The organism is Streptomyces sp. NPDC008001 (genome assembly GCF_042958085.1).
Classification (GTDB): domain Bacteria; phylum Actinomycetota; class Actinomycetes; order Streptomycetales; family Streptomycetaceae; genus Streptomyces.
Window position 1 is genome coordinate 517,778 of record NZ_JBIBIZ010000003.1, and the last position, 24,062, is coordinate 541,839.

The window sequence follows — 24,062 nt, forward strand, 5'->3', positions numbered from 1 at the left end:
TGACACGCGGCGCGCCCCCGGGCGCGCCACGGCGGCCGGCCGGCCCTGACCGGCCGGCCGCCCCGCGCCGGCCCTCGCGCCGGCACCGCCGGTCACCCGCCCGCCGCGGCGGCACGGGAGAGGAGCCGCTGTGGACGTCGAGCCCGACCCCTCCTCGGCACAGGACGACCAGGAGGCCCTGCGCCGCCTGCTCCTGAAGGTCGTGGCGGGCACCGGGCTGCCCGGGCCGGCCCCTCACTTCCCGCTGCCGCTCCACCCGGCGGCCGTGGAAGCCGTCCACCGTGCGCAACGCGAGCGCCGCTCCGGCACGTACGCCCCGGAGCGTACGGAAGAGCTGGTCCGGCAGCTGGCGCGCCGCCCGGCCGCGGAAGGGGCCGAGCCCGTCGACCCGGAGGGCCAGGACCATCTCCGGCGCAGCCTGAGCCGCGCGCTGGCCCAGCGGCCGGACCGCCCCGGAGGTGACGGGACACCGGTCACCGCCGCTCTGGGCACCTGGTCGGCCGCCGACCGGGCCGTGCTGGCGGAGGCGCTCGGGCTGCTCGGCACCGTATGGCCGCGGATGCTCGGCGAGCTGCGGGCCGTGGTCGCCCAGGTGGCCCTCCTCGACGGCATGGCCATCGACGGCTACACCGACTTCACCGTGCACGGCGCCGTCCTGATCAACCGCCGCCGGCTCGCGCCGGCCCGCTCCGGGCTCCCCGGAGCCGTCAGGCTGGCCGAGGCCCTGGTGCACGAAGGCACGCACAACCGCTGCAACGCGGCTGCGGTGCGCGAACCGTTCCTCACCTCCGCCGCGGACGCGTGCGCGGGCCCGCTCGCGACCCCGCTGCGGGCCGACCCGCGCCCCCTGAGCGGGCTGTTCCAGCAGACGGTGGTGCTGGCCCGCTGCGTCCGGCTGTACGGGCGGGCCGCCGGCGCCGGGACGGCCATGGCCCCGGCTGCGGCGGCCGGACCGGACACGGCCGCCGCCGCGGCGGTACGGGCCCGGCACGACCGGCTCCTGCGCGACCTGCGCGCGGCGGTCGCCACCTTGGAGGACCACCGGGCCGGGCTCACGGAGCACGGCCGGCGGCTGCTGGACCGGAGCGCCCGCGTCGCCGCCCGCGGCTGAGGGGCGAACGATCCCCCTATTACCGGCTGTTACGCGCTATTACCCGCGCAGCAGCAGATGGCCCCGGCGGTAGCGCTCCCCCTCGCACGGCTCGCGCAGCATCCGGCCAACCTCGGTGAACCCGGCCCGGCGTGCCGTCTCCGCGAGCTCGTCCACGGGCCACCGGTAGGCCGTCGTCACCTTGTGGTCGAACGCCGTGACGGGCCCGCCCTCGGCCTCGAAGAAGGCGAGCAGGAGATGGCCTCCCGGCGCCAGGACCCGGCGGAACTCGGCGAAGTACGGCGGAACGTCCTGCGGCGGGGTGTGGATCAGCGAATACCAGGACACGATGCCGCCCAGGGCGCCGTCGGCCAGGTCCAGGGCGTCCATCGAACCGACGTCGAACCGCAGGTCCGGATACGCCTCGCGGGCGAGACCGATCATCGCCGGGGAGAGGTCGACACCGAAGACGTCCAGCCCCAGGTCCCGCAGGTGGGCCGTCGTCTGCCCGGGCCCGCACCCCAGCTCGGCGACGGGGCCGGCACCCGCCTCGCGCGCGAACTCGGCGAACGCGGCGAGCACCGCACGGTCCAGGGGAAGGGGGTCGAGTCCGTTGCGGACGAATTCGGCGTACCGGACGGCCATCGCATCGTAGGCGTCCGCGGTCGCACGCAGGTGTGAAGGAGGTGAGGGAGGCGAGGAAGGTGAAGTCACGTGAGAACACTCTAGAGCCGCGCTTCAGCCGCGGCGGAGCCGCTCCCGCAACAGCTGGCGGGCACCCCCGGCGGTGAGCCGGGAGCGCAGTGAGGCGAGGGGTTCGAGAGGGGTCCCCAGCAGGCGCGGGTCCTGGTAGGGGACCCAGCCGGTGGCGTGCCGGGAGTAGCGCGGGGTCCCCAGGCAGAGCCGCTTGGTGATGACGAAGCGCGTCTCGTCGGTGGTGTTGGGCTGCGAGGCGTGCAGGTGGTCCCCGGCGAAGAACAGGATGTCCCCCGGGTCGAGGGCGATGTCCATGGGCGGGCCGGTGTACTGGCCGGTGAGGAGCGCGTGCCGGCCGTCGTGGCGCAGGCCGCGGCGGTAGGCGCCGGGGTAGAAGACCAGCCCGTTGCCCCTGCGCACCGGGCCGACGGCCATCCACAGGTTGACGGAGTTGACGGCGGTGTTGAACCACGAGTCGATGTGCGCCTCGCGCGGGGTCAGGAACCCTTCGAGCCCGGGCGGTTCGCTGCCCGCCGCCAGGGAGTGCTGCGGGGGCATGATGCGGATGCCCAGATGGCCGCCGAGGTAGAGGCGCCGGCCCTGCGGCTCCAGGGACCGTGCGACGTCGCGCAGGACGGTCTCGGCGAGCGCCCTGAGCCGGGTCTCCAGATCCGTGCGGATCGACGCGATCTGCTCGGTGTGCGCCTCCAGGTGCAGCTTTTCCAGGGAGGCCCCGGCCCGAGCGGCCCGGGGGCCGGGCAGCGCCTGCGCCACGGCTCGCCCGGTCTCGCGCCGGATCCGCTCCAGGGCCCCGCCGTGGTGCAGGCCGCCCTTGACGACGACCAGCGCGCCGTCGAGGACGTGGCGCAGCGAGACGGGGATGCGGTGCGTGGCCGGGGTCACGGTGTGGACGAGGGCGGGCCGTACGCCGGTCGGTTCGTTCATCGTGGCTCCTGCCGGCGGAAGGTGTGGGGGGAGGGATCACGGCCGGAGGTGTTCCTCCGCCATGGCCGTGATCCCTTGGTGCAGCGTCGTACGGGGCCGGTAGCCGAAGGCGCGGGAGGCGAGGGTGATGTCGGCGCCGGTGTGGCGCGCGTCGCCGGGCCCGGCGGGCCGGGGGAGGAGCTCGACCGGCCCCAGGATGCTCTCGACGGTGGCCACGGCCTGCTTGACGGACACGGGGGAGCCGCCGCCCAGGTTGGCGACGCCGGTGAAGCCGGAGCGGGCCGCGGCGCGCATGGCGGTGACGGCGTCGAGGACGTACGTGAAGTCCCTGGTCTGTTCGCCGTCGCCGTACAGGGGGAACGGCGCGCCGCCGGACGCCGCGGTGAGCAGGCGCGCGAAGGCCATGTCGGGCCGCTGCCGGGGCCCGTAGACGCTGAACAGCCGCAGGGAGACGCTCGGCAACCCGTACGTCGTGCGGTACAGCTCGCACAGGTGCTCCCCGGCGAGCTTGGTGATCCCGTAGGGGGAGACCGGCCGGGGCGGGGCGGTCTCCGCGGTCGGGAACTCCTGCGCGTCCCCGTAGACGGACGAGCTGGAGGCGTAGACGAACCTGCCCACCGGGCGGTTGCGCACGGCCTCCAGCAGGGCCTGTGTGGCGAGGATGTTGCGGGCCGCGTACACCGGGAACTCCGCGCCCCAGGAGGGGCGTACCCCGGGCTGGCCGGCGAGATGGTAGACGACGTCCGTGCCGTCAAGGAGGGGACCGAGGTCCGCCTCCAGCAGGTCGGCGCGGACGAGGGAGAAGCCGGGGGAGCCGGTCAGGCGGCGGAGGTTGCGCTCTTTCAGGGCCGGGTCGTAGAAGTCGGTGAAGGCGTCGACGCCGACGACGGAGTCCCCCTCCGCCAGGAGGTGTTCGCACAGGTGGGAGCCTATGAACCCGGCGGCGCCGGTCACGAGCGCCCGCATCACGGCCGCCCCGCGGCAGCCGCGGGCGCGTGCCCGGGCAGGCCGGCGAGGACGCGGTCGGCGCGCGCCCGCCAGGTGTAACGGGTGGTCAGTTCGCGCCGGGCCGTCTCTCCCAGGGCGCGCCGCAGGGCCGGATCGGCGCTCAGCCGCCCGACGGCCTCCGCCCAGGCCGCCACGTCGCCGGGCGGGCACAGCAGGCAGTTTTCCCCGTCGGTCAGCACCTCGCGCAGCACCGGGAGGTCCGAGGCGACGATCGCCCTGCCGTGCGCCATGTACTCGAACAGCTTCATCGGTGACACCCAGCGGCTGATGTCGCCGATGCCGCCGGCGCACGCCACCTTCCTCTGGTACGGCGCCAGCACGACGTCGAAGGCCCGGTAGTAGGGGTGGAGCGAGGACGGCGGACGGTGGCCGTGGAAGAACACGTTCTCGCCCCGGCACCGGTCCTGCCAGTGTGCGAGGTCCTCCGGGGTGCCGCCGACCAGGTGGAAGTCCGCGGCGGGCAGGAGCCGGGCGAGTTCGCGGATGACGTCGGTGCCCCGGCCGGGGTAGAGGTGGCCGACGTAGCCGACCTTGAGCGCTCCGGGTCTGCCGGGCAGTGCGGCCACCGGGCCGCCGGCCGCCACGGGGTCGGCGCAGTCCGAGGCGGTGACCCAGTCGACGTCCCGGCGCGCCGCGAGCCGCGGGAACGCCGCGCGGTAGTCGTCGGCGAGCGCCTGGGACACGAAGACGATCCGGCGGAGCCCTCTGTGGCGCAACAGCAGCCGCTCGACGCCGCGCACGACGCGGTCCGTCCACAACAGGTGCGTCTCGTAGACCACGGGGGCCGTGCCGGCGGCGGCGAGAAGCGCGTGGGGGTCCCGTCCGTACACGACGTCCGGGACGGTGCCGCGCCGCACACCGTCCCGGACGCGCCGGGCACGCACCAGGGGCCCGAGCCCAGGCGCCGTGCCCAGCGGGACGGTGTGCACCGGGAACCGGTTGCGGGTGCCGTAGTACGCGTGGAGGTCACCGGTCCGGACGGTCCCCGGCACGGCGTACAGCTCGATGTGATGCCCGGCGTCGGCGAACGCGTCGCACATCCGCATGACGTGGACCCCGTTCGCGTAGACCGACGGGACGCTCCCGCCGTGCAGGTAGGCGATCCGCATGAGCAGTGACCTCCAACGCGAGAAGGCGGACGAGAAGACACCGATCCGGAAGCACACTCACGTCATGCAGGGAGAGCCCGGCCGCACGGCGGGCGGAGGGATCCACGCCCTCCACAGTGACTACGGACGGGGGTGCCCGTCAATGAGCCCTCATGCGCCGGGCGGCAGCGCTGCCGGGCGGTGTCCGGGGCGGCCGGCCGCGGTCGGTAGGCTCGGCGCTTTCCGGCACCCTTCGCAGGAAGACACCGCCATGACCCCATGGAGCAGGACGCTCACCGCCGCGGGAATCGACGGCCCGCAGCTGCGCGACGACTACACCCGGCAGCGCTCCGTGGTCGCCGCCTACCGCCGTCACGCGTATGCGGCCGTGCGTCTGCTGCTGCCCGCGAAGCTCGTTCCGCACGTCATCGCCGCCACCGCGTTCATGCACCACACCGACAAGCTGCTCGACCGGAAGGGCCCGGGGCCGGACGGTGAGGATTTCGCCGCCTGGGAGAAGGAGGTCGCCGGCGGGCTGGCCACCGGCGAGAGCGGCCATCCGGTGCTCCGCCCCCTGCTGCACACCGTCTCCGCCCACCCCCGGCTGGAGGGGCACATCGGGCGGTTCCTCGCCGGGGCCCCGCTCGACCGGGACTTCACCGGCTTCGCCGGCGAAGCGGAGTACCAGCGGTACGTCGACGCGTATTCACTGCCGGCGTTCATGCTGGTCGCCTGCCTCCTGCTGACGCCGGACGCCGAGGAGACGGGCGGCCGCGAACTGTGCCGCGCCTACATCGACGGAAGCCAGCGGCTCGACTTCGTCAACGACCTCGCCGAGGACCTGCGGGACGGCAGGCTCACCCTCTCCGAAGAGACGCTGCAGCAGCACGGCGTCTCCCGGGCCGACCTGGAGCAGGGACGGGACACCCCGGGCGTACGCGCCCTGCTGACTGATTCGCTGGCCTCGGCGCGCCGTGACCTGCTGGCCAGCCGGGGCCTGCACCGCTTCGCGCCGCCCGCGCATCGCGCGTTCATCCGGGCGTTCGTCTCCCTGGAAGTGCTCACGGCCGACGCGGCCGCGCGCAAGGGCACCGGAGTGCTCCGCGGAGCGGCGCGCCCCTCCGTGCCCGCTGCGCTCGGAGTGCTCCGCCGGGAGTACGCGCGGCGCGGCCGCTGACCCCCGCCGCGCTGCCTCGTCCTCCTGTCCGGGCATCGCCCGGAGGGCGGGACGCGGGGCCGCCGGACGCGCGTGACGGTGTCCTCCAGGTGGCTGTTCGTCGTGTCGCGGTCCCGGGCCGCGGGCGGTCCGGTGCGTTAGTGTGTGGGCTCGTCGGGCAGCTGACGGGAGGCGACGGCAGGCCCGCCGTCGTGCCGTCCGTGCCGTCGCGCAGACGGTGCGGACGAGAAGAGCCCGTCGCGGGGCGAACCCCGCGACGGGCGGCCGAGGGTTGGCTCCACGGGGCGTACTGGTGATACGCCCCGCGGGTCAGCCCCTGCCGGTCATCGCCAGGGCCAGAGCGGTCAGGGCCGTCAGCAGCTCCACCCACGGCGTCACTGCTCGGGCCACGCTGCGGACCAGGTTCCAGTCGACCGGCGCTTTCGGCCTTTTGTGCTGCACCATGTGTGCGCCTTTCCTCGGACCAGGAGACCCGCCGGCCGGCGAGACCCTAGGGCCCTCGGGGTGCGGCAGCGCTACCGACCCTCCCGAGACCCCTGGGTGAGGCCCCGACGTGACGTGCTGACCCGGGGTCAGCGCTGGTACGACACGAGGTGACTTTATCGGGCGAAGTACCTGAATGCGGGGCATTTGGCAGATGAACGTCGGCGAGTCCCCTCCTGTGCAGGAGCCGGGAGGAGTAGAGGAGAGCCCCTGAGAGCGCAGTGCCGGCGGGCGCAGCGGCCCGGCGGCAGCGACGCGGCGCTGGCGGGGAGGGCCGCGGCGGCGCACCATGGAACGGGTGGCCGCACCTGTGGGAGGAGCCCGATCGTGCCGAGCCGGACGCACGCGACGGACGACGGACCGGCCACCACCCTGGCCTGGGTGGTCGACCGTACGGCGCCGGCCGCCGAGCACCCGCTGCGCCGCATCGAGCGCCCTCTGGCCCCCCTGGGGCCGGCCGGCCTCCTCATCGAGGTGCGCGCCTGCGGCGTGTGCCGCACCGATCTGCACCTCGCCGAAGGCGACCTGGCGCCCCGGGTTCCGCGATGCACCCCCGGCCACGAAGTCGTGGGCCGGGTGCTCGCCACCGGCCCCGGCGCGGAGGGCTTCGCCGCGGGCGACCGGGTGGGCCTCGCCTGGCTGGCGGGCACCTGCGGCGCCTGCCGGTACTGCCGGGCCGGCCGGGAGAACCTGTGCCCGCACTCGCGCTACACCGGATGGGACGTCCACGGCGGCTACGCCCGCCACGCCGTGGCCGACGCGCGCTACGCCTACCACCTGCCCGAGGGCCTCCCGGACGAGGAACTGGCGCCGCTGCTGTGCGCCGGGATCATCGGGTACCGGGCCCTGGAACGCGCCGCGCTGCCGCCCGGCGGACGCCTCGGCATCTACGGGTTCGGCGCCTCAGCCCACCTCACCGCCCAGCTCGCCACGGCCAGGGGAGCCACCGTCCACGTGATGACCCGCGCCGAGGAGGCGCGCCGCCTGGCCCTCGCCCTCGGGGCCGCCTCCGCGGCAGGGGCGTACGACGCTCCCCCCGAACCTCTCGACGCAGCGATCCTGTTCGCGCCCGTCGGCGACCTCGTGCCCGTCGCCCTGGCGGCCCTCGACCGCGGCGGCACGCTCGCCGTGGCCGGCATCCACCTGACGGACGTCCCGCCCCTGAACTACCGGCGCCACCTCTTCCAGGAACGCACCCTGCGCAGCGTCACCGCCAACACCCGCGCCGACGGCCGCGCGTACCTCGCCGAGGCGGCACGCCACCGCCCCGTTGTACACGTCCAGCCCTATCCGCTGAGCAGGGCCGCCGAGGCGCTCGCCGATCTGGCCGCGGACCGCGTCACGGGAGCGGCCGTGCTCATGGCGGACTGATGGCGGACCGAGGCGCCGCTCAGGCCGGGCCCTCGCCCGGCGGGGCGCCCGGCGGGCTGCCGTAGCCGCCTCCCCCCGGCGTCTCGACCACCAGGAAGTCACCGGGCAGGACCTCGGCGGAGTCGCAGCCCGCCAGCGGCGTGACGGTGCCGTCGGCCCGCTCCACCCGGTTCGAGCCCAGGGCGCCGGGGGCCCCGCCGGCCATGCCGTAGGGCGGGACGCGGCGGTGCCCGGACAGGACGCTCACCGTCATCGGCTCCCGGAACAGGAGCCTGCGCACGGCGCCGTCGCCGCCGCGCCACCGGCCCGCGCCCCCGCTGCCCCCGCGAATGGCGAACTCGTCGACGAGGACGGGCAGGCGCCACTCCAGCACCTCCGGATCCGTCAGCCGGGAGTTCGTCATGTGGGTCTGGACCGCCGCCGCCCCGTCGAACCCCGGGCCCGCGCCGGAGCCCGAGGCGACGGTCTCGTAGTACTGGTGCCGGTCGTTGCCGAAGGTGACGTTGTTCATCGTGCCGCTGCCCTCCGCCTGCGCGCCGAGCGCCGCGTAGAGGGCCCCGGTGATCGCCTGGGACGTCTCGACGTTGCCCGCGACGATGGCCGCGGGGTGACGGGGCGCCAGCATCGACCCGGCCGGGACGATGATGCGCAGGGGCCGCAGACAGCCGTCGTTGAGCGGGATGTCCTCCGCGAGCAGCGTCCGCAGGACGTACAGCACCGCGGCGTTCACCACGGAAGTGGGTGCGTTGAAGTTCGTCGCCAGCTGCGGTGACGAACCGGTGAAGTCGATCGTCATGGACCGTTGCCCGCGGTCCACCGCGACGCGCACGGCGATGACCGCACCGGAGTCCATCTCGTAGCGGCAGGCGCCGTCGGCCAGGGAGACCACCGCCCGGCGCACGGATTCCTCGGCGTTGTCCTGCACGTGCCGCATGTAGGCGCGCACCACGTCCGGCCCGAAGTGGCCGATCATCCTGCCGACCTCCTCGACGCCCTTGCGGTTGGCCGCGATCTGGGCCCGCAGGTCGGCGAGGTTGGTGGCCGGATCGCGCGACGGGTAGGGCGCCCCGGTCAGGAGCTCCAGGGTTTCGGCCTCCCGGAGCCTGCCGTCCTGGACGAGCAGCCAGTTGTCGAAGAGCACGCCCTCCTCGTGGATCGTGCGGCTGCCGGCGGGCATCGACCCCGGCGTCATCCCGCCGATCTCCGCGTGGTGACCGCGGGAGGCCACGAAGAAGAGGATGGCCGGATCCGCCCGGCGGCCGGGGTCTTCGGGGCGTTCCTCGAAGACCGGGGTCACCACGGTGACGTCGGGCAGGTGGGTGCCCCCGTGGTACGGGTCGTTGACCGCGTACGCGTCGCCCGGCCGCATGGTCCCCGCCCGGCGGCGGATCACCTCGCGGACCGCGGTCCCCATCGACCCGAGGTGCACGGGGATGTGCGGCGCGTTGGCGACGAGGCTGCCGCCGGGGTCGAACAACGCGCAGGAGAAGTCCAGCCTCTCCTTGATGTTGACGGACTGCGCCGTGGACTCCAGCCGCGCCCCCATCTGCTCGGCGACCGACACGAAGAGGTTGTTGAAGATCTCCAGCATCACGGGGTCGGCCGCGGCCTCCACGCCGGACCCGGCGGGCTCGGCCACGCGCTCGACGACCAGGTGCCCGGTGGTGTCGGAGCGCGCCCGCCACCCGGGGTCCACGACCGTGGTCGCATTCGCCTCGGTGATGACGGCGGGACCGTCCACGACGCTGCCCGGGCGCAGGAGTTCGCGCTCCCGCAGGGGGACGTCGCGCCATGCCCCGCCCGTGTAGAGCGGGACGGTGCCGGCGGCCGGGGCGCTGCCGGGCTCCGGCCCGGGGCCGGCCAGGCTGCGGGCGTCCGGCTGCGGGGTGAGGCCTGTCGCCTCGACCGAGAGGGCCTCGACGATGACGGGGCGGTCAAGGAGGAAGGAGTACATCGCCCGGTGAACCGAGGCGAACTCCTCGGTCATCGCGGAGGGCCCGGCCAGTGACACCGTCACCGCCGTGTCGGTGCCGTCGTAGCGCAGCCGTGCGCGCCTGGCCACCCGGATGCGTCCGGCGGGGACGTCCTCGGCGCGGAGCACGGCCCGGGCCGCCTCCTCCAGGTCCCCTGCCACCGCGTGGATCCGCTCCATGCTCGCCTCCGTGAGGGGCAGCTCCACGGACTGCTCGCGCAGGGCGGTGGTGTCGGCGAGACCGATGCCCAGCGCGGAGAGCACCCCGGCCATGGGCGGTACGAGGACGGTGCGGATGCCCAGCGAGCCGGCGACGGCGCAGGCGTGCTGGCCGCCGGCACCGCCGAAGGTCGTCAGCGCGTACTCGGTGACGTCGTGGCCCTTCTGCACGGAGATCCGCTTCACGGCGGCCGCCATGTTCGCCACCGCCACCTGCAGGAACCCTTCGGCGACCTCCTCGGGGCTGCGCTCGTCACCGGTCCGCGCGCCGATGTCCCGCGCGAGCCCGGCGAACCCGCTCCGTACGACGTCCGCGTCCAGCGGACTGCCGCCGTCCGGGCCGAAGACGCGGGGGAAGTGCGCGGGCTGGATGCGGCCGAGCATCACATTGGCGTCCGTGACGGTCAGCGGGCCGCCCGCCCGGTAGCAGGCCGGGCCCGGGTGCGCCCCCGCGGAGTCCGGGCCGACGCGGTAACGGCTGCCGTCGAAGTGCAGGACCGATCCGCCGCCGGCCGCGACCGTGTGGATGTCCAGCATGGGCGCCTGCAGCCGGACCCCCGCGACCTGGGCGGTGACGACCCGCTCGAACGCGCCGGCGAAGTGGGAGACGTCGGTGGAAGTGCCGCCCATGTCGAAACCGATGACCTTGCCGAAGCCCGCCAGCTGCGCCATGCGCGCCATGCCGACGATGCCGCCCGCCGGGCCCGACAGCACGGCGTCCTTGCCGCGGAAGCGGCCGGCCTCGGCGAGCCCGCCGTTGGACTGCATGAACATCAGCCGGACACCGGGCATCCGGTCGGCGACCTGCCGCACGTAACGGCGCAGGCCGGGGGAGAGGTAGGCGTCGGCGACGGCCGTGTCGCCGCGCGGCACCAGCTTCATCAGCGGGCTGACCCGGCCGGACAGCGACACCTGCGGGAAGCCGAGCCGCCGGGCCAGTTCCCCGATCGCCTCCTCGTGCTCCGGGTGGAGGGAGCTGTGCATGCACACGACCGCCACGGCGCGGATGCCGTCGTCGTAGGCGCGCCGCAACTCCGCGGCGAGGGCACGGAGGCCGGGCGGGCGCAGCACCGTCCCGTCGGCGGTGACGCGCTCGGAGACCTCGATGACCCGCTCGTACAGGGCCTCGGGGAGGACGATCCGCCGGTCGAAGATCCGGGGACGGTTCTGGTAGCCGATCCGCAGCGCGTCCCGGAATCCACGCGTGATCACCAGCACGGTCCGCTCGCCCGTGCGCTCCAGGAGGGCGTTCGTCGCCACCGTCGTGCCCATCCGCACGGCCTCGACGCTGCCGGCGGGAATCTCCTGGTGCTCCTCCAGACCGAGCAGCTCCCTGATGCCCGCGACGGCCGCGTCGCGATAGCGGGAGGGGTTCTCCGACAGGAGCTTGCGGGTGAGCAGGCCGCCGTCCGGGCGCAGGGCGACGATGTCGGTGAAGGTGCCTCCCCGGTCGACCCAGAACTGCCAGCCGCGACCGGGGCCGGGGGACGTGCCGGACGGTGTCGCCGGCGTCGTGCCGGAGCTCATGGCACCCCTTTCCGCCCTGCCCGCCGCCCGCCGGGGTCTGCCTTCAGCATGCCCCGTCCGCCGCTACGGTGCAGGCCGGTGCGGGCCCAGGACGCCACCGACGACCGTCGTCACGACCTTGCGGACGGCTTCGGGCTCCGGCGGGGTGCCGCTGCGGTCGGCGAAGAGCAGGTGCCCGGCGCCGATCAGGGCGGGAGCCAGGGCCTCGACGTCCGCATCGGCCGCGATGCGGCCCAGCTCGCGCTCGGCGGTCAGGTACGCGGCGAGCATGGCCGTGGCCTCCGTCAGCACCGGGACGCCGGCCGGCCCGGACCGGCGCAGCCGGGCGCGCAGGTCGTCCCGGAAGGTGATGAGGGCGACGATCGCCACGGCGACCGGTCCGAAGAGGTCCGTCAGCGCGCCGCTGAGGTTGCCGGCGACGGTCCCGGTCCCGGCGGCGTCGCGCAGGGCGGTGGCCTGGCCGTCGATGCGGGCGGCGCGGTCGCGCACGAGGTCGGCGAGGAAGGCGTCGAAGTCGGCGAAGTGCCGGTGGAGGACGCCCTTGGCGCAGCCCGCCTCCGTGGTGACCGCGCGGCTGGTCAGCGCGCTCGGCCCGGCCCGGAGCAGAATGCGCTCCGCGGCGTCGAACAGCTGCTCACGCGCATCGCGCAAGGCCACCCCTGTCGGCATGTGACGCACCTTTCCTGCTTCGCCGGGCCCGCCCGCGACCGTTGACGAGTGGGCACTCGCCCACCATAGTGGGCGCATGCCCACTCTACCTCCGGGGCAATCGCGCCCCTCCGCGCAGGAACTCCACCGGCAGCGGCAGATGGCGGAGTCGTTCGGCTCGGACGCCGAACGCTACGACCGGGCCAGGCCCCGCTATCCCGACGCCATGGTGGACCGCATCGTCGCCGCCAGTCCCGGCCCCGAGGTCCTCGACGTCGGCTGCGGCACCGGCATCGCCGCCCGGCAGTTCCAGGAGGCCGGCTGCAGGGTGCTGGGGGTCGAGCCCGACGCGCGGATGGCCGGCGTGGCACGGCGGTTCGGGGTCGAGGCCGAGACGGCCACGTTCGAGACCTGGGACCCGGCCGGCCGGACGTTCGACGCGGTCGTCGCGGGCCAGGCCTGGCACTGGATCGACCCGGTGGCGGGCGCGGCCAAGGCCGCGCAGGTGCTGCGGCCCGGCGGCCGGCTGGCGGTGTTCTGGAACGTGCCGCAGTTGCCGGCCGCCGTGGTGGAAGCCTTCGCCACGGCCTACGAGCGGGTCGCTCCCGGCTCCCCGTTCGGCCGCGAGACGTTGACGAAGCAGTCCCTGGACAGGAACCAGCCTCTGCTCGCGAAGACCGCCGACGCGATCCGCGGGACGGGCGGGTTCGGCGAGCCGGAGCAGTGGCGCTTCGACTGGGAGTGGTCGTACACGCGGGCCGCCTGGCTGGACCAGATGCCCACCCACGGCCCCCTCACCCGGCTCCCGCCGGACCGGCTGACGGAGGTCCTGGAGAGCGTGGGGGCCGCGATCGACGCGATGGGCGGCTGCTTCACGGTGCCTTACACGACGGTGACCGTCGTCGCGGAGCGGAGCGGCGTCACCTGAGCACGCGCCGGGCTGCCGGGACTGTCCGGCGGTCCGCGCGCTTCGCCCCTCCCCGGCGCCGGCGGATGCGTATGCTTCGAGCCGGTGTGCCGGGAAGTACGGCCGGCGACCGGCCACGTCGTGTCCTTCACCGTCCTGAGGGCAGGCCCTTGACCAAGCGCGTCATCCGCCGGGGGTCGTCCGAGACCACCGGCCACCGCTCCGTGAGGACCGTGCTGCACGCGCGTCCGGTGCTGCTGCTGGCGTTCGCCTTCGCGGTGATGGCCGATCCGGTGTCATCGGTGGCGTACGCGATCGAGGCCGCGTTGCGGGCCCTGGGCGGTGACCTCGCGCTCCTGATGCCGACGATGGGGCTCGTCGTCGGACTGATCGCCCTGGTGATCCTCAACTACCACCAGATCGTCGCCCGCTACCCGCAGGGCGGCGGCGCGGCGGCCGCGGCCGGGGAGGCGTTCGGCGAGGCGTGGGCGTTCGTGCCCATCGGCGCGCTGATCGTCGACTTCGTGCTGACCATCGCCATCAGCTCGGCAGCGGGCGCCTCCGCGATCATCGCCTATCTGCCGGCGGCCGCTCCGTGGCGCGTCGCGCTCGCGATCGGCCTGACCGCCGGAGTCGCGGGACTGACCTGGTTCGGGCACCTGGGGCGGGCCGTGTTCGCGGTCATGACCCTGGCCTTCATCGCCGTCACCACCGCCGTGCTCGTCGAAGGAGCCGGCGCCCCCGTGCACGCCGTCGGCACGGTGTCGCACACCGCACCGCACACCGCTCCCCTGGCGGTTGCTCTCGCCTTCCCCGTGGCGATGGCCCTGGCGACCGGCGTCGAAGCCCCGTCCTCGGCCATCGCCCAGCTCGGGCAGCTCGACGACGCCGGGCGCCGCCGCTTCGGCCGCATCACCCTGTGGCTCACCCTCGGCATCGTCGGGAGCATCACCCTGGCGCTGACCGCCGAGGCCCGCCACCTGCAGACCGGCATCCCGCCCGCAGACCGGACACAGATCTCGGAGCTGGCACACCAAGCGGCCCCGGGCGCGCTCTACGCCACGTTCCAGCTGGTCACGGCCCTGCTGCTGCTCTCCGCCGCGTCGTCCTCCTTCCAGGCCGGCCCCGGTCTGCTCAAGGCGCTGGCACGGCACCGACGGGCGGACGGCAGCGCCGGCGCCGGAATCCTCCCCGCCCTGTGGGGAACGACGAACCGTCACCACACCCCGTACTGGGGCGTGCTGCTCTTCCTCGTCGTCTCCGCGGCCGTGATCGCTGCGGCCGGGGGAGAGGACCAGCGGCTCGTGCTCTTCTACGCGGTCTCGGTGTTCATGTCGTTCCTCGCCGGCCTGATCGCCATGGCGCGCTTCTCCGCGGCGGAGGGGAAAACCGTCCGGTTTCTGATCAATGTCGTCGGGGCGGTGGCGGTCGCGTTCGTCCTGGTGATCAACCTGGCACGCGGCGAACCGGTCGTCTCGCTCGTGGCGGCCCTGCTCATCGCCGCCCTGCTGTACCGGCTGTGGGTGAGGGCCGGCCGCCCGCGGGGCGTCCGGGAGGTGGCGGCCGAAGCCGGACACGGCGGGTGAGGAGCCGTACCGCCGGGCCCGGCTGGACCGCCGGGCCTCCCCGGGGGAGCCTGGAGACATGGGGTCGCTCCTCCGCTCACCCCCTCGGCCAGGAACGGGCGCCTACAGCAGGGGCCTCTTCATGCTGATGCAGGGTGCGCCGTTCGCGATCGCCCTGATCGTGGTGGGCATCGAGTTCTCCCCCGCGCACTTCCTCTACACCGGCCCCCTCCTCACGGCGATACCGGCGCTGGCAGCGGTGACGATGGGACCCAAGGGCACCCTCGCCGCGGCGGGGGCCGCCGCGGCGGTCAGCGTGTGCACGGCGACCTACAACCAGGCGTGGGGCACCCTGCAGGTCTATACCAATTTCCTGGCGCTCTTCCTGGTCTCCGTGGCCGGCCTCACGATGAGCACGGCCGTACGGACGCGCAGGCACAACGAGCTCGAGCAGGTCCGCCGGATCGCCGCCGCGGCCCAAGAGGTCATCCTGCGGCCCGTGCCCGCCCGGCTGGGCCCGGTCCGGGCCGCCAGCCTGTACCTCGCGGCCGAGAAGGGCGCGCAGATCGGCGGCGACCTGTACGAGGCCGTCCAGACCCGGTACGGGGTCCGGGTGATCGTCGGGGACGTCCGGGGCAAGGGGCTGCCCGCCGTGCGCGCGGCCGCGGCCGTCCTGGGCGCGTTCCGGGAGTCCGTGCACTACGAGACCGACCTGGTGGAGGTGGTGGAGCACTGCATGGCCGCGCTCCGCCGGGAGTGCGCCGTGCCGGGCGCGTTCGGGCAGGAGGCCCTGGACGAGGGTTTCGTGACGGTGCTCGTGGCCCAGGTGCCGGACGGGCCCGTCGTCCAGATCGTCAACCGCGGCCACCCCCCTCCGCTGGTGCTGAGCCGCGGCAAGGCCCGGAGCCTGGGGCCCGCCTCGCCGCAGCCGCCGCTCGGGCTGGAAGACCTCACCATCGGCCTCTCCGAGGCGGAGTGCTACCCGTTCGCCCCCGGCGACCGCCTGCTCCTGCACACCGACGGCGTGACCGAAGCCCGCAACCGCGACAACGACTTCTTCCCCCTGGCCGAGGCCATGGAGACCATGGCGGCCGGGCAGGCCCGCACCCCGCAGGAGTTCCTCGACGAGCTGCACCAGGGGCTGATCCGGCACACCGGGGGGCGCCTGGCGGACGACGCGGCGATGCTCGTCCTCGACCGGTCCGAGGAAGCCGATCCCCAGGTGGGCGCGATGCCGGAGTGACGACCGTGCTGCAGCTCCGGCTCCGGCTCCGGCCCGGGGCTCAGCCCGCGACGATCTCCAGCTCTCCCGTCCCGGTGACCCGGGCGGACACGGCGGTGAGGTCCGCGACCACGGCGTCCGCCCGGAGCTCCTCCGGCCGGTGCGTCGTCGTCAGGGCGATGGTCGCCATGCCGGCCGCCCGGCCGGCCGTCAGGCCTGCGGGTGCGTCCTCGACGACGACGCAGCGGGCCGGGTCGAAGCCGAGCCGTTCGGCGGCGAGGAGGAACGGCTCCGGGTGGGGCTTGTAGTGGGTGAGGTCGTCGTCCGACGTGATGAGGAACTTGGGCTCGATCCCCGCCTGCGCCAGCCGGGTCTCCGCCACGCGCCGGCTGCTGGACGTCACCACGGCCCAGCGGTCCTGAGGCAGCGAGGCCAGCAGCGCGAGGGCACCGGGAACCGGCTCCACCCCGCCCGCCAGCGCGTCGGCGACCTCTGCGTCGACCAGCCGCCGGAGCCCCTCGGCGGCCTGCCCGGCGGGCAGGAGCGCGGCGACGATCTCGGCGGCGGGCCGGCCGTGCACCTCCACGCGCGCCATCGCTTCTTCGAGGGTCATGCCGTACGACTCGGCCCACGCGCTCCACACGCGCTTGACGGACCGCAAGGACGAGACCAGCGTCTCGTCGCTGTCGAACAGGAGGGCGCTCGCTGAGAATTGCATGACCGGGAGCGTACCTGGCGTGAACATGCTGCCATCGGGCGGTGCCCGCCTGCCGCCGCGCGGTGGTGCACCCCGGAGGTCTGCCGGGGTTGCAGTTGCCGCTGCGGCAGCTTCTACCGTCGCCGGCCCGGCCCGGACCGGCGCCGGGCCGTCTACGGCGTCATGTCACGCCACCAGTTCACCGTCGCCTCGACCTGCTCGTCGACGGGCGTGGCGCGGACCGCGAACGCGGCCTCGTAAGCGCTCGCGTCGATGACGAACGGGCGGTCGAACTGGTAGCGGATCTCCTTCAGTTCGCGGATCATCGGGGAGAACACCGAGGCGAGGCCCAGCACGGCCGGCGGCGTCCGGCGCACGGCGACCGGCTCCCTTCCCGCCCGGGCGGCGAGGCGGCCGGTCATCTCCCGGACGGACAGCGGGGGCTCCGTGGGGACGTGCCAGGCCCGCCCCCAGGCCCGCTTCTCGCCCGCGACCTCGACCAGGGCCCTGGCCACGTCGGGGAGGTAGCTCCAGCTGTGCGGGGCGTCCGGGTCCCCGAGCGCGGAGACCGGCTTGCCGCGCAGCAGGCGGGGCATCACCCGTGCGGCCAGGTGTCCGCCGTCGGTCACGCCGGGCCCGAAGAAGTCCGAGGCCCGCACCTCGACCGCCCTGATGCGCCCCTGCTCGTGCAGGGTCCGCGCCTGTTCCCAGACGGCGGCGCGGACCCGCCCCTTGGGGCCGGTCGCCGCGAGCGGCAGGTCCTCGGTCAGGGGACCGTCCACCGGCCCGTAGCCGTAGAGGTTGCCCAGCATGACCAGGACGGCCCCGGACGCCTCGGCCGCGGCGCAGAGCGACGAGGCCAGGGGAGGCCAGCCGGCGGCCCAGCGGTGGTAGGGCGGTGCGGCGCAGCCGAACACCGCGGCCGCACCCCGCACGGCCCCGGCCAGCCGCTCGCCGTCCGCCGCATCCAGTGCGACGTGTTCGATTCCGGGCTCCGGGGCCCGGCCCGACTTGGTGATGACCCGTACGGAATGGCCCTCTTCGGCCAGCAGACGAGCAGTGGCCGCCCCGGCGGCCCCGTATCCCACGACGACATAAAGACTCACCCACGCACACTAGTACGAATGTGCGATGCGCTCAGCCCCCGGTTCGCGGCGTTTCAGCCTGCGTGTCCGGGGCACCCGGATGAGCCGGAACGATCGGTTCAGCCTCGATCCGGCGAAAGGAAGTGCTCGCGTGTCCGCTCACCACGACTCGTCGCACCGGGAGAACGCCGTGCCCCAGGATCCGAAGGACGAGCAGCTGGAGCGATTCCGTGCTGCTCCGGAGCACGACGCCCTCACCACGGACCAGGGCGTGCGCGTCGACGACACCGACAACGCGCTGCGTGCCGGGACCCGGGGCCCGACGCTGCTGGAGGACTTCCACAACCGCGAGAAGATCACGCACTTCGATCACGAGCGGATCCCCGAGCGGGTCGTCCACGCCCGCGGCGCCGGAGCGTACGGCTATTTCGAGCCGTACGCATCGCTGAGCGAGTACACCTGCGCCGACTTCCTCGCCGAGGCGGGCCGCCGCACGCCCGTCTTCGTGCGCTTCTCCACCGTCCAGGGACCGCGCGGCTCGGCCGACACCGTCCGTGACGTGCGGGGTTTCGCCACGAAGTTCTACACGCGCGAAGGCAACTACGACCTGGTCGGCAACAACATGCCGGTGTTCTTCATCCAGGACGCCATCAAGTTCCCCGACTTCGTGCACGCGGTGAAGATGGAGCCGCAGCACGAGATGCCGACGGGCGCCTCGGCCCACGACACGTTCTGGGACTTCGTGTCGCTGCAGCCGGAGGCCACCCACATGCTGATGTGGCTGATGTCCGACCGGGCCATTCCGCGGAGCTTCCGGATGATGCAGGGCTTCGGGGTGCACACGTTCCGGTTCGTGACGGCCGACGGGCGCGGCACGTTCGTGAAGTTCCACTGGAAGCCCGTGCTGGGCGTGCACTCGCTGGTGTGGGACGAGGCACAGATCACCGCGGGACGCGACCCCGACTTCAACCGGCGCGACCTCTGGGAGGCCATCGAGGCGGGGTCGTACCCGGAGTGGGAGCTGGGCGTGCAGCTGGTGCCGGAGGAGGACGAGTTCTCGTTCGACTTCGACCTGCTCGACGCCACGAAGATCATCCCGGAGGAGCAGGTACCGGTCCGGCCGGTCGGCAGGCTGGTCCTGAACCGCAATCCGCAGAACTTCTTCGCCGAGACCGAGCAGGTCGCCTTCCACACGGCGAACGTCGTCCCCGGCATCGACTTCACCAACGACCCGCTCCTGCAGGGCCGCAACTTCTCGTACCTCGACACGCAGCTGATCCGGCTCGGCGGCCCGAACTTCAGCCAGATCCCCGTCAACCGCCCCGTCGCCGACGTGCACCACAACCACCGCGACGGCTACGGGCAGCAGGTCATCCACCCCGGCACGAACTACTTCCCCAACTCGCTCGGCGGCGGCTGTCCCGCCCACGCAGGCGCGGGCGGCGGCGCGGGAGTGTTCCGGCACTACGCGGAGCGGGTGGACGGGCGGAAGATCCGGGAGCGCAGCCCGAGCTTCCAGGACCACTACAGCCAGGCCGCGCTCTTCTGGAACAGCATGGCGGACTGGGAACGGCGGCACATCGTCGAGGCGTTCCGCTTCGAGCTGGGCAAGGTCGTCTCGGTCCAGGTGCGCGAGCGCATGACCGGAAACCTGGCGAACGTCAGCGGCGAACTGGCCGCCGCCGTCGCCGACGGGCTGGGGCTGCCCGCCCCGCAGCCCGTCACCGGCATCACCACGGCGGCGTCGCCCGCCCTGAGCCAGGAGAACCTCCGCGGCGAGGGCGTCCGCACCCGCAAGGTGGCGGTGCTGGTCGCCGGCGGCGCGGACGCCGGCCAGGTCGCCTCGGTCCGCGAGCGGCTGACGGGCGCCGGCGCGCTGGTCGAGGTCCTGGCCGCCAAGGACGGAGAGGTCCAGGGTGCCGGCGGCGAGGGGCTGAAGGTCGACCGGGCGCTGCCCACCATGGCATCGGTCCTCTACGACGCCGTGTTCGTGCCGGACGGGGCCGCGGCCGTGAACGAGCTCGCGGCCGACCCGGCGGCCGTGCGGTTCGTGGAGGAGGCCTACCGGCACGGCAAGCCTCTGGCCGTCCTCGGCGAAGGCACCCGGCTGCTGACGGCGGCCAAACTCCCCGAGGACGTCGTCCTGGGCGATTCCGCCGCCGGCCACGGCGTCATCACCGGCAACGGCACCGCGACGGCCGAGGACGTGGCCGAGGGCCTCATCGGTGCTCTGGAGCAGCACCGGTTCCCGTACCGTCCGGGACTTCTGAACTGAACTCCTGGCTGTCATGCCTCTCCGGCCGGGCCGCCGCCTTCCCGTGACGCGTCGCGTCACGCGTCACGGGACGCGTCGAAGGCGCGGAGTTCGCCGAGCACTTCGTCGTCCGTCACCTGGGCGAACTCCTCGTACCACTCGCCAACGGCCCGGAACCCGTCCGGCTGGTGCAGGCACACGAAGTCGTCGGCCTCCTGACGCGCGGCGGCCGCCGCCTGCGGGGAGCAGACGGGGACGGCCAGGACCAGGCGCGCCGGTTCCCGCCGGCGGAGCGCGCGGAGAGCGGCGCGGGCGGTGAGGCCGGTGGCCAGCCCGTCGTCGACGACGAGCACCGTCCGGCCGATGACCTCCGGCAGGGGGCGGCCGCGCCGGTAGAGGTCCTCGCGGCGGCGCAGTTCCATGCGTTCGCGATCGACGTACGGGGCGAGGCGGTCCTCGGTCATGCCGAGGCGGGCCATGAGGTCCCGGTCGTAGAGCGGGGGATCGTCGCCGGTGATCGCCCCGATGCCGGCCTCCGGATGGCCCGGTACGCCGATCTTGCGGACGTTCAGGACGTCGAGGGGAGCCCCGAGGGCTCGGGCGACCTCTGCCGCGACGGGTACGCCGCCGCGGGGGAGGGCCAGGACGACGGCGTCGGCGAGGCCGCCGCCGGAGGCTCGTTCCAGGAGCTCGAGAGCCAGCTCCCGGCCTGCGTGCCGGTGGTCGTGGAACCGCATCGGCGACCGTCCCTTCCGGGGCCTCGGGGTCTGCGGGGGCCCCGGAGGATCCGGAACCTGGGCTTCCGAGTAGCCGCCGGGCCGGAGACTATGCGGCCGGGACGGCCGTCCGCTCCCCGCCCGGGGCCGCTGACGGGACGGTCAGCCGGCGGAGAGGGCCCGGACCAGGTCGCCCACCTCCGGGCCGGGCAGATGTGCCGCCGTCAGGACGCTCTCCTGCACGCCGATGCATGCGGCGCCTTCGGCCATGATCTCGCGTGCGGTCGTCATACCGGCTGCTCCTTCCATTGTCGTGTTCCGGCTTGTTCCGTCGTCAGCATTTCGCATGCCCGGCACTTCACGGCTCACGCCGGGATACGCGGTCCGGCCGCAGGTCTTGTGCCGGCAGGAATGACAGGGGCACTTGCGGGAAGGCGCCTGCGTGCCATGAGGTCACAGAGACGGAAAGGGGACGACGATGCTGATGGCGCACCCGGTCGTACTGAGGGATCTGGTCCGGGAGTACGAGACCCTGCGGATCCTCGGCGCCGACCACGGCGGTGAAGAGGCCCGTCAGCGAATGGACGACATCGCCTACACCCTGTGCGTGGCCACGGGCACCGGCGACGTCGACGCCGCCCTGGCCGCCGCCCGGCACCGGCTGCCCGGCGCCCGCCCCCTGGACGACTCGGTCCTCCAGGGCCTCTGACCGTTGACCGGGATCCGATGTTTCTCGCGTCGCGGTACGGACACGCGGTCACGTGACCTTCAGGACCTGCCGGGACCTACCGAAGGAGTGAAGACGCATGACTGGTGTGAAGACGCTTCGCGACCGGGCCGCCCGCCTGCCCGAGGGCGACGTCGTCGCGATCCTGCTGGAGCAGCACGCACGGATCCAGGAGCTGTTCGGCGATGTGAAGACGGCGCGAGGAGAACACAAGAAGCAGGCGTTCGACGAGCTCAGGGCCCTGCTGGCGGTGCACGAGACCGGCGAGGAGATGGTGGTGCGGCCGGTCGCCCGGAACACCGTGGGCAAGGGCGAAACGGATGCCCGCAACCGTGAGGAAGCGGAGGCGAACCGGGTGCTCGGCGAGCTGGAGAAGATGGACGTCGCGAGCGAGGGCTTCGACGCCCGCCTGCGCGAGCTCGAACGCGCGGTCCTGAGCCACGCCGAGCACGAGGAACGCGAGGAGTTCCCCGCCCTGCGCGAGGGGCGGGACGAGGCGCAGCTCCGCCACATGGGCACCATGCTGCGCGCCGCGGAGCGCATCGCACCGACCCACCCGCACCCCGGGGCGGCGGGCAATCCGGTCGCGCAGTGGAGCGTGGGCCCGCTCGCGTCGCTGGTCGACCGCGCCAAGGACGCCATCAAGGAAGCGTCCTCCCGGTCCTGACCGGAGGCCACAAGAGGGGCTGGCCCTCACCCGGCAACGGGTGAGGGGCAGCCCCTTTGCCTTGCCCCGCTTGCTTTGAGCGACCGGCCTATTCCAGGACGACCTTGACGTGGTCCAGCGAAGGATCGGCGGCATCGGGGACGACCATGCCGGCCTCCACGCCCGTCCGCAGGTACCGCAGGACCGCTGCGTTGAGGCGCTCACCCGGCAACACCGCGGGAATCCCCGGCGGGTACGGGGTGAGCATCTCGGCCGCGATCCGCCCGTCCGCCTCGTCCCGGGGCACGTGCTCGACCGGGCCGAAGAACGCGTCCCGGGGCAGCATCACCTGCTCCAGGCGCAGTTCGGGCGGATCCGGTACGGCAACGGTGCGGGCGGGCCGCAGGGAGGCCGCGTTCCGGACCAGGTCCTCCAAGGCGCGGGTCAGGGCCCCGGTGGTTCCCTCGTCGTCGGCGTGGGTCAGCTGGGCGCTGATGCGGCGGTGGTCGCACACGTGCAGGTTCACCTGGTGGTGTGCGCGCAGCCAGTCGGCGGCCCGGTAACCCGTGGTGCCGAGGGGGGAGATGTCGATGATCACCTGGAGGGGATCGAGGTCGGCCGCGAGGCCGGGACCGCAGAAGTCCGCGCGGCCGTGGACGTGCAGGCCGTCGACGGCCTCGATGCGGTCGCGCACGTCGCCCGCGAGGGCGAGAGCACGGTCGTAGAGGTCCTTGCCGTGCAGGGCCATCTGGCGGCGCCACCCGTCGAGCGCCGCGTAGAGGAGCACGGAGGGGCTGGTGGTGCCGAGCAGGTCCGCGCAGGTGCTGAGCTTCTCCGCGGCGACCCGCTCGCCCTGCAGGTGGAAGACGGAGCCCTGTTCGAGCCCGGAGCCCATCTTGTGCACCGAGGTGACGCAGACGTCGGCCCCGGCGTCCATGGCCCAGGCCGGCAGGTCCGGGTGGAAGGGGAGGTGCGCTCCCCACGCCTCGTCCACGATGAGAGGCCGGTCCCGCCGGTGGCAGGCCTCCGCGATCCCCGCCACGTCGGCGCAGGTCCCGTAGGGGGTGGGGCTGGTGACCAGGGCGCCCTTGGCGTCCGGGTGCCGTTCGAAGGCGTCCTCGTAGGCACGGGCGGACGGCGGGTGCGCCAGGTGCAGTTCGCCGTCCCACTGGGGATCCACCCACACGGGGCGCATCCCGGAGAGAATCAGCCCGGCGACCACCGACTTGTGGGCGTCCCGGCCGACGAGCAGCTCCTCGTGGGGTCCGGCGACCGCCAGCATCGCGGCCTTGACCGACAGCGAGCTGCCGCAGGTCGAGAAGAACGTGTGCTCGGCTCCCACGGCGTCCGCCATGAGGGCCTCGGCCCGCTCCAGCACGTCGTGGGAGCTCTTGCGGTCGTCGAGACCGCTGGTGGCCAGGACATCGCCGTGGAACACCGCCTCGCCGAGCACGTCCAGGACGCTGGGGTCGGCCCCGCGGCCCTGTTTGTGCCCGGGAGGGGTGAACGGCGTCTGCCTCTCCGCCCGGTACCGGGCGAGCGCCTCCAGCACGGGGGCGTGCACATGATCCATGAAGGCCTCCGCCTCCTCGAAACGGCTGTGAGCCTCAAGCGGGGGGCTCGGCCTCGTCCATCGAGGATGCGGTCGTGCATCGCCGGCGCTCGCGCCGGCCGCCCGGACCACGCAGCATGACCCGTCCCCCGCGGCGAAAGGCAGGGGAGACTAGCGGTCCCGGTTCTTACGGGCCTTCTCGGCGGCCTCCTCGATTTTTCCTTCGACCTTTTCCGCGCGGCCCTCGACCTGAGACTTCCGGTTCCCGGTGACCCGGCCGGTGGTTTCCTTCATCTGACCCTTGACCTGCTTGGCCTTGCCCTGAGCCTTGCTCATGATGTTCCTTTCTCCCTGTTGGGACAACCAGTCCACCATCAACCCGCACCGGGCCGGTCGCAACTGTGCGTGCACCACTCCCGAGGATTTCAGCTCCGAACTCCGAAGCTCCGAAGCGGCGAAATCCATAT

Annotated in this window: 22 protein-coding genes; 9 read left to right on the forward strand and 13 right to left on the reverse strand. The window is 73.7% G+C overall.

Annotated features, from left to right (window positions below; translation table 11 throughout):
* Positions 1-130: 130 nt before the first annotated feature.
* A complete protein-coding gene (locus ACFZCD_RS10700) occupies positions 131-1,111 on the forward strand; it encodes an aKG-HExxH-type peptide beta-hydroxylase (protein ID WP_391829447.1) in 981 nt (326 codons plus the stop codon).
* Between the two features lie 39 nt (positions 1,112-1,150).
* Here the strand turns inward: ACFZCD_RS10700 and ACFZCD_RS10705 are convergent, their stop codons facing one another.
* From ACFZCD_RS10705 to ACFZCD_RS10720, 4 genes are all read right to left on the reverse strand, one after another.
* On the reverse strand, positions 1,151-1,735 hold the full coding sequence (locus tag ACFZCD_RS10705) for a class I SAM-dependent methyltransferase (RefSeq protein WP_391829448.1): 585 nt from the start codon (positions 1,733-1,735) through the stop codon (positions 1,151-1,153).
* A 93-nt stretch (positions 1,736-1,828) separates the two neighbouring features.
* The gene (locus tag ACFZCD_RS10710) at positions 1,829-2,731 is read right to left on the reverse strand and encodes a phytanoyl-CoA dioxygenase family protein (RefSeq protein WP_391829449.1); all 903 of its coding nucleotides are present in this window, start codon (positions 2,729-2,731) and stop codon (positions 1,829-1,831) included.
* Between the two features lie 36 nt (positions 2,732-2,767).
* Entirely contained in the window at positions 2,768-3,697 is a 930-nt protein-coding gene (locus ACFZCD_RS10715) for an NAD-dependent epimerase/dehydratase family protein (RefSeq protein ID WP_391829450.1), read from the reverse strand.
* A complete protein-coding gene (locus tag ACFZCD_RS10720; RefSeq protein WP_391829451.1) occupies positions 3,697-4,848 on the reverse strand; it encodes a glycosyltransferase family 4 protein in 1,152 nt (383 codons plus the stop codon). The genes ACFZCD_RS10715 and ACFZCD_RS10720 overlap by 1 nt, the downstream gene beginning before the upstream one ends.
* A 250-nt stretch (positions 4,849-5,098) precedes the next feature.
* Here ACFZCD_RS10720 and ACFZCD_RS10725 point away from each other — a divergent pair, with 250 nt between their 5' ends.
* Positions 5,099-6,004 carry a phytoene/squalene synthase family protein gene (locus ACFZCD_RS10725; RefSeq protein WP_391829452.1) on the forward strand — a complete coding sequence of 302 codons (906 nt, stop codon included), beginning with the start codon at positions 5,099-5,101 and terminating at the stop codon, positions 6,002-6,004.
* A gap of 309 nt (positions 6,005-6,313) precedes the next feature.
* On the opposite strand, the gene ACFZCD_RS10730 is transcribed toward ACFZCD_RS10725, so the two are convergent.
* Entirely contained in the window at positions 6,314-6,448 is a 135-nt protein-coding gene (locus ACFZCD_RS10730) for a hypothetical protein (RefSeq protein WP_391829453.1), read from the reverse strand.
* Between the two features lie 366 nt (positions 6,449-6,814).
* Between ACFZCD_RS10730 and ACFZCD_RS10735 the strand changes: the two genes are divergently transcribed.
* The gene (locus ACFZCD_RS10735; protein WP_391829454.1) at positions 6,815-7,858 is read left to right on the forward strand and encodes a zinc-binding alcohol dehydrogenase family protein; all 1,044 of its coding nucleotides are present in this window, start codon (positions 6,815-6,817) and stop codon (positions 7,856-7,858) included.
* A 19-nt stretch (positions 7,859-7,877) separates the two neighbouring features.
* Here ACFZCD_RS10735 and ACFZCD_RS10740 read toward each other — a convergent pair whose 3' ends face one another.
* Positions 7,878-11,576: a hydantoinase B/oxoprolinase family protein gene (locus tag ACFZCD_RS10740; protein WP_391829455.1), complete on the reverse strand. Its 3,699-nt coding sequence runs from the start codon at positions 11,574-11,576 to the stop codon at positions 7,878-7,880.
* Between the two features lie 63 nt (positions 11,577-11,639).
* On the reverse strand, positions 11,640-12,245 hold the full coding sequence (locus ACFZCD_RS10745; RefSeq protein ID WP_391829456.1) for a TetR/AcrR family transcriptional regulator: 606 nt from the start codon (positions 12,243-12,245) through the stop codon (positions 11,640-11,642).
* Positions 12,246-12,321: 76 nt separating this feature from the next.
* On the opposite strand from ACFZCD_RS10745, the gene ACFZCD_RS10750 reads away from it, so the two are divergent.
* From ACFZCD_RS10750 to ACFZCD_RS10760, 3 genes are all read left to right on the forward strand, one after another.
* Positions 12,322-13,152, forward strand: coding sequence for a class I SAM-dependent methyltransferase (locus ACFZCD_RS10750; protein WP_391829457.1), 831 nt, complete (start codon positions 12,322-12,324; stop codon positions 13,150-13,152).
* Between the two features lie 149 nt (positions 13,153-13,301).
* Entirely contained in the window at positions 13,302-14,717 is a 1,416-nt protein-coding gene (locus ACFZCD_RS10755) for an amino acid permease (RefSeq protein WP_391829458.1), read from the forward strand.
* Between the two features lie 121 nt (positions 14,718-14,838).
* Positions 14,839-15,939: a PP2C family protein-serine/threonine phosphatase gene (locus ACFZCD_RS10760; protein WP_391829459.1), complete on the forward strand. Its 1,101-nt coding sequence runs from the start codon at positions 14,839-14,841 to the stop codon at positions 15,937-15,939.
* Positions 15,940-15,979: 40 nt separating this feature from the next.
* Here the strand turns inward: ACFZCD_RS10760 and ACFZCD_RS10765 are convergent, their stop codons facing one another.
* Both ACFZCD_RS10765 and ACFZCD_RS10770 read right to left on the reverse strand, forming a co-directional pair.
* Entirely contained in the window at positions 15,980-16,636 is a 657-nt protein-coding gene (locus ACFZCD_RS10765; protein WP_391829460.1) for an HAD-IA family hydrolase, read from the reverse strand.
* A 152-nt stretch (positions 16,637-16,788) separates the two neighbouring features.
* Positions 16,789-17,721 (reverse strand): NAD-dependent epimerase/dehydratase family protein, encoded by a 933-nt coding sequence (locus ACFZCD_RS10770; RefSeq protein ID WP_391829461.1) that lies wholly within the window; start codon positions 17,719-17,721, stop codon positions 16,789-16,791.
* A gap of 79 nt (positions 17,722-17,800) precedes the next feature.
* Here ACFZCD_RS10770 and ACFZCD_RS10775 point away from each other — a divergent pair, with 79 nt between their 5' ends.
* Positions 17,801-19,975, forward strand: coding sequence for a catalase (locus ACFZCD_RS10775; RefSeq protein WP_391829462.1), 2,175 nt, complete (start codon positions 17,801-17,803; stop codon positions 19,973-19,975).
* A 56-nt stretch (positions 19,976-20,031) separates the two neighbouring features.
* Here ACFZCD_RS10775 and ACFZCD_RS10780 read toward each other — a convergent pair whose 3' ends face one another.
* Both ACFZCD_RS10780 and ACFZCD_RS10785 read right to left on the reverse strand, forming a co-directional pair.
* Positions 20,032-20,691 carry a phosphoribosyltransferase gene (locus ACFZCD_RS10780; RefSeq protein WP_391829463.1) on the reverse strand — a complete coding sequence of 220 codons (660 nt, stop codon included), beginning with the start codon at positions 20,689-20,691 and terminating at the stop codon, positions 20,032-20,034.
* Positions 20,692-20,832: 141 nt separating this feature from the next.
* A complete protein-coding gene (locus ACFZCD_RS10785) occupies positions 20,833-20,961 on the reverse strand; it encodes a hypothetical protein (protein WP_391829464.1) in 129 nt (42 codons plus the stop codon).
* A gap of 187 nt (positions 20,962-21,148) precedes the next feature.
* Between ACFZCD_RS10785 and ACFZCD_RS10790 the strand changes: the two genes are divergently transcribed.
* Both ACFZCD_RS10790 and ACFZCD_RS10795 read left to right on the forward strand, forming a co-directional pair.
* Positions 21,149-21,379 carry a DUF5133 domain-containing protein gene (locus ACFZCD_RS10790; RefSeq protein WP_391829465.1) on the forward strand — a complete coding sequence of 77 codons (231 nt, stop codon included), beginning with the start codon at positions 21,149-21,151 and terminating at the stop codon, positions 21,377-21,379.
* A 97-nt stretch (positions 21,380-21,476) separates the two neighbouring features.
* Positions 21,477-22,064, forward strand: a complete 588-nt coding sequence (locus ACFZCD_RS10795) for a hemerythrin domain-containing protein (protein ID WP_391829466.1) — start codon at positions 21,477-21,479, stop codon at positions 22,062-22,064.
* A gap of 88 nt (positions 22,065-22,152) precedes the next feature.
* Here ACFZCD_RS10795 and ACFZCD_RS10800 read toward each other — a convergent pair whose 3' ends face one another.
* On the reverse strand, positions 22,153-23,616 hold the full coding sequence (locus tag ACFZCD_RS10800) for an aminotransferase class I/II-fold pyridoxal phosphate-dependent enzyme (RefSeq protein ID WP_391829467.1): 1,464 nt from the start codon (positions 23,614-23,616) through the stop codon (positions 22,153-22,155).
* Between the two features lie 150 nt (positions 23,617-23,766).
* Positions 23,767-23,931, reverse strand: a complete 165-nt coding sequence (locus ACFZCD_RS10805) for a CsbD family protein (protein ID WP_391829468.1) — start codon at positions 23,929-23,931, stop codon at positions 23,767-23,769.
* Positions 23,932-24,062: the final 131 nt, after the last annotated feature.

Bases quoted from the DNA above. Each gene is read 5' to 3' on its own strand.
- ACFZCD_RS10705 (WP_391829448.1), bottom strand. From the start codon at position 1,735: ATGGCCGTCCGGTACGCCGAATTCGTCCGCAACGGACTCGACCCCCTT.
- ACFZCD_RS10710 (WP_391829449.1), bottom strand. From the start codon at position 2,731: ATGAACGAACCGACCGGCGTACGGCCCGCCCTCGTCCACACCGTGACC.
- ACFZCD_RS10715 (WP_391829450.1), bottom strand. From the start codon at position 3,697: ATGCGGGCGCTCGTGACCGGCGCCGCCGGGTTCATAGGCTCCCACCTG.
- ACFZCD_RS10720 (WP_391829451.1), bottom strand. From the start codon at position 4,848: ATGCGGATCGCCTACCTGCACGGCGGGAGCGTCCCGTCGGTCTACGCG.
- ACFZCD_RS10725 (WP_391829452.1), top strand. From the start codon at position 5,099: ATGACCCCATGGAGCAGGACGCTCACCGCCGCGGGAATCGACGGCCCG.
- ACFZCD_RS10730 (WP_391829453.1), bottom strand. From the start codon at position 6,448: ATGGTGCAGCACAAAAGGCCGAAAGCGCCGGTCGACTGGAACCTGGTC.
- ACFZCD_RS10740 (WP_391829455.1), bottom strand. From the start codon at position 11,576: ATGAGCTCCGGCACGACGCCGGCGACACCGTCCGGCACGTCCCCCGGC.
- ACFZCD_RS10745 (WP_391829456.1), bottom strand. From the start codon at position 12,245: ATGCCGACAGGGGTGGCCTTGCGCGATGCGCGTGAGCAGCTGTTCGAC.
- ACFZCD_RS10750 (WP_391829457.1), top strand. From the start codon at position 12,322: ATGCCCACTCTACCTCCGGGGCAATCGCGCCCCTCCGCGCAGGAACTC.
- ACFZCD_RS10760 (WP_391829459.1), top strand. From the start codon at position 14,839: ATGCTGATGCAGGGTGCGCCGTTCGCGATCGCCCTGATCGTGGTGGGC.
- ACFZCD_RS10765 (WP_391829460.1), bottom strand. From the start codon at position 16,636: ATGCAATTCTCAGCGAGCGCCCTCCTGTTCGACAGCGACGAGACGCTG.
- ACFZCD_RS10775 (WP_391829462.1), top strand. From the start codon at position 17,801: ATGAGCCGGAACGATCGGTTCAGCCTCGATCCGGCGAAAGGAAGTGCT.
- ACFZCD_RS10780 (WP_391829463.1), bottom strand. From the start codon at position 20,691: ATGCGGTTCCACGACCACCGGCACGCAGGCCGGGAGCTGGCTCTCGAG.
- ACFZCD_RS10785 (WP_391829464.1), bottom strand. From the start codon at position 20,961: ATGACGACCGCACGCGAGATCATGGCCGAAGGCGCCGCATGCATCGGC.
- ACFZCD_RS10790 (WP_391829465.1), top strand. From the start codon at position 21,149: ATGCTGATGGCGCACCCGGTCGTACTGAGGGATCTGGTCCGGGAGTAC.
- ACFZCD_RS10795 (WP_391829466.1), top strand. From the start codon at position 21,477: ATGACTGGTGTGAAGACGCTTCGCGACCGGGCCGCCCGCCTGCCCGAG.
- ACFZCD_RS10800 (WP_391829467.1), bottom strand. From the start codon at position 23,616: ATGGATCATGTGCACGCCCCCGTGCTGGAGGCGCTCGCCCGGTACCGG.
- ACFZCD_RS10805 (WP_391829468.1), bottom strand. From the start codon at position 23,931: ATGAGCAAGGCTCAGGGCAAGGCCAAGCAGGTCAAGGGTCAGATGAAG.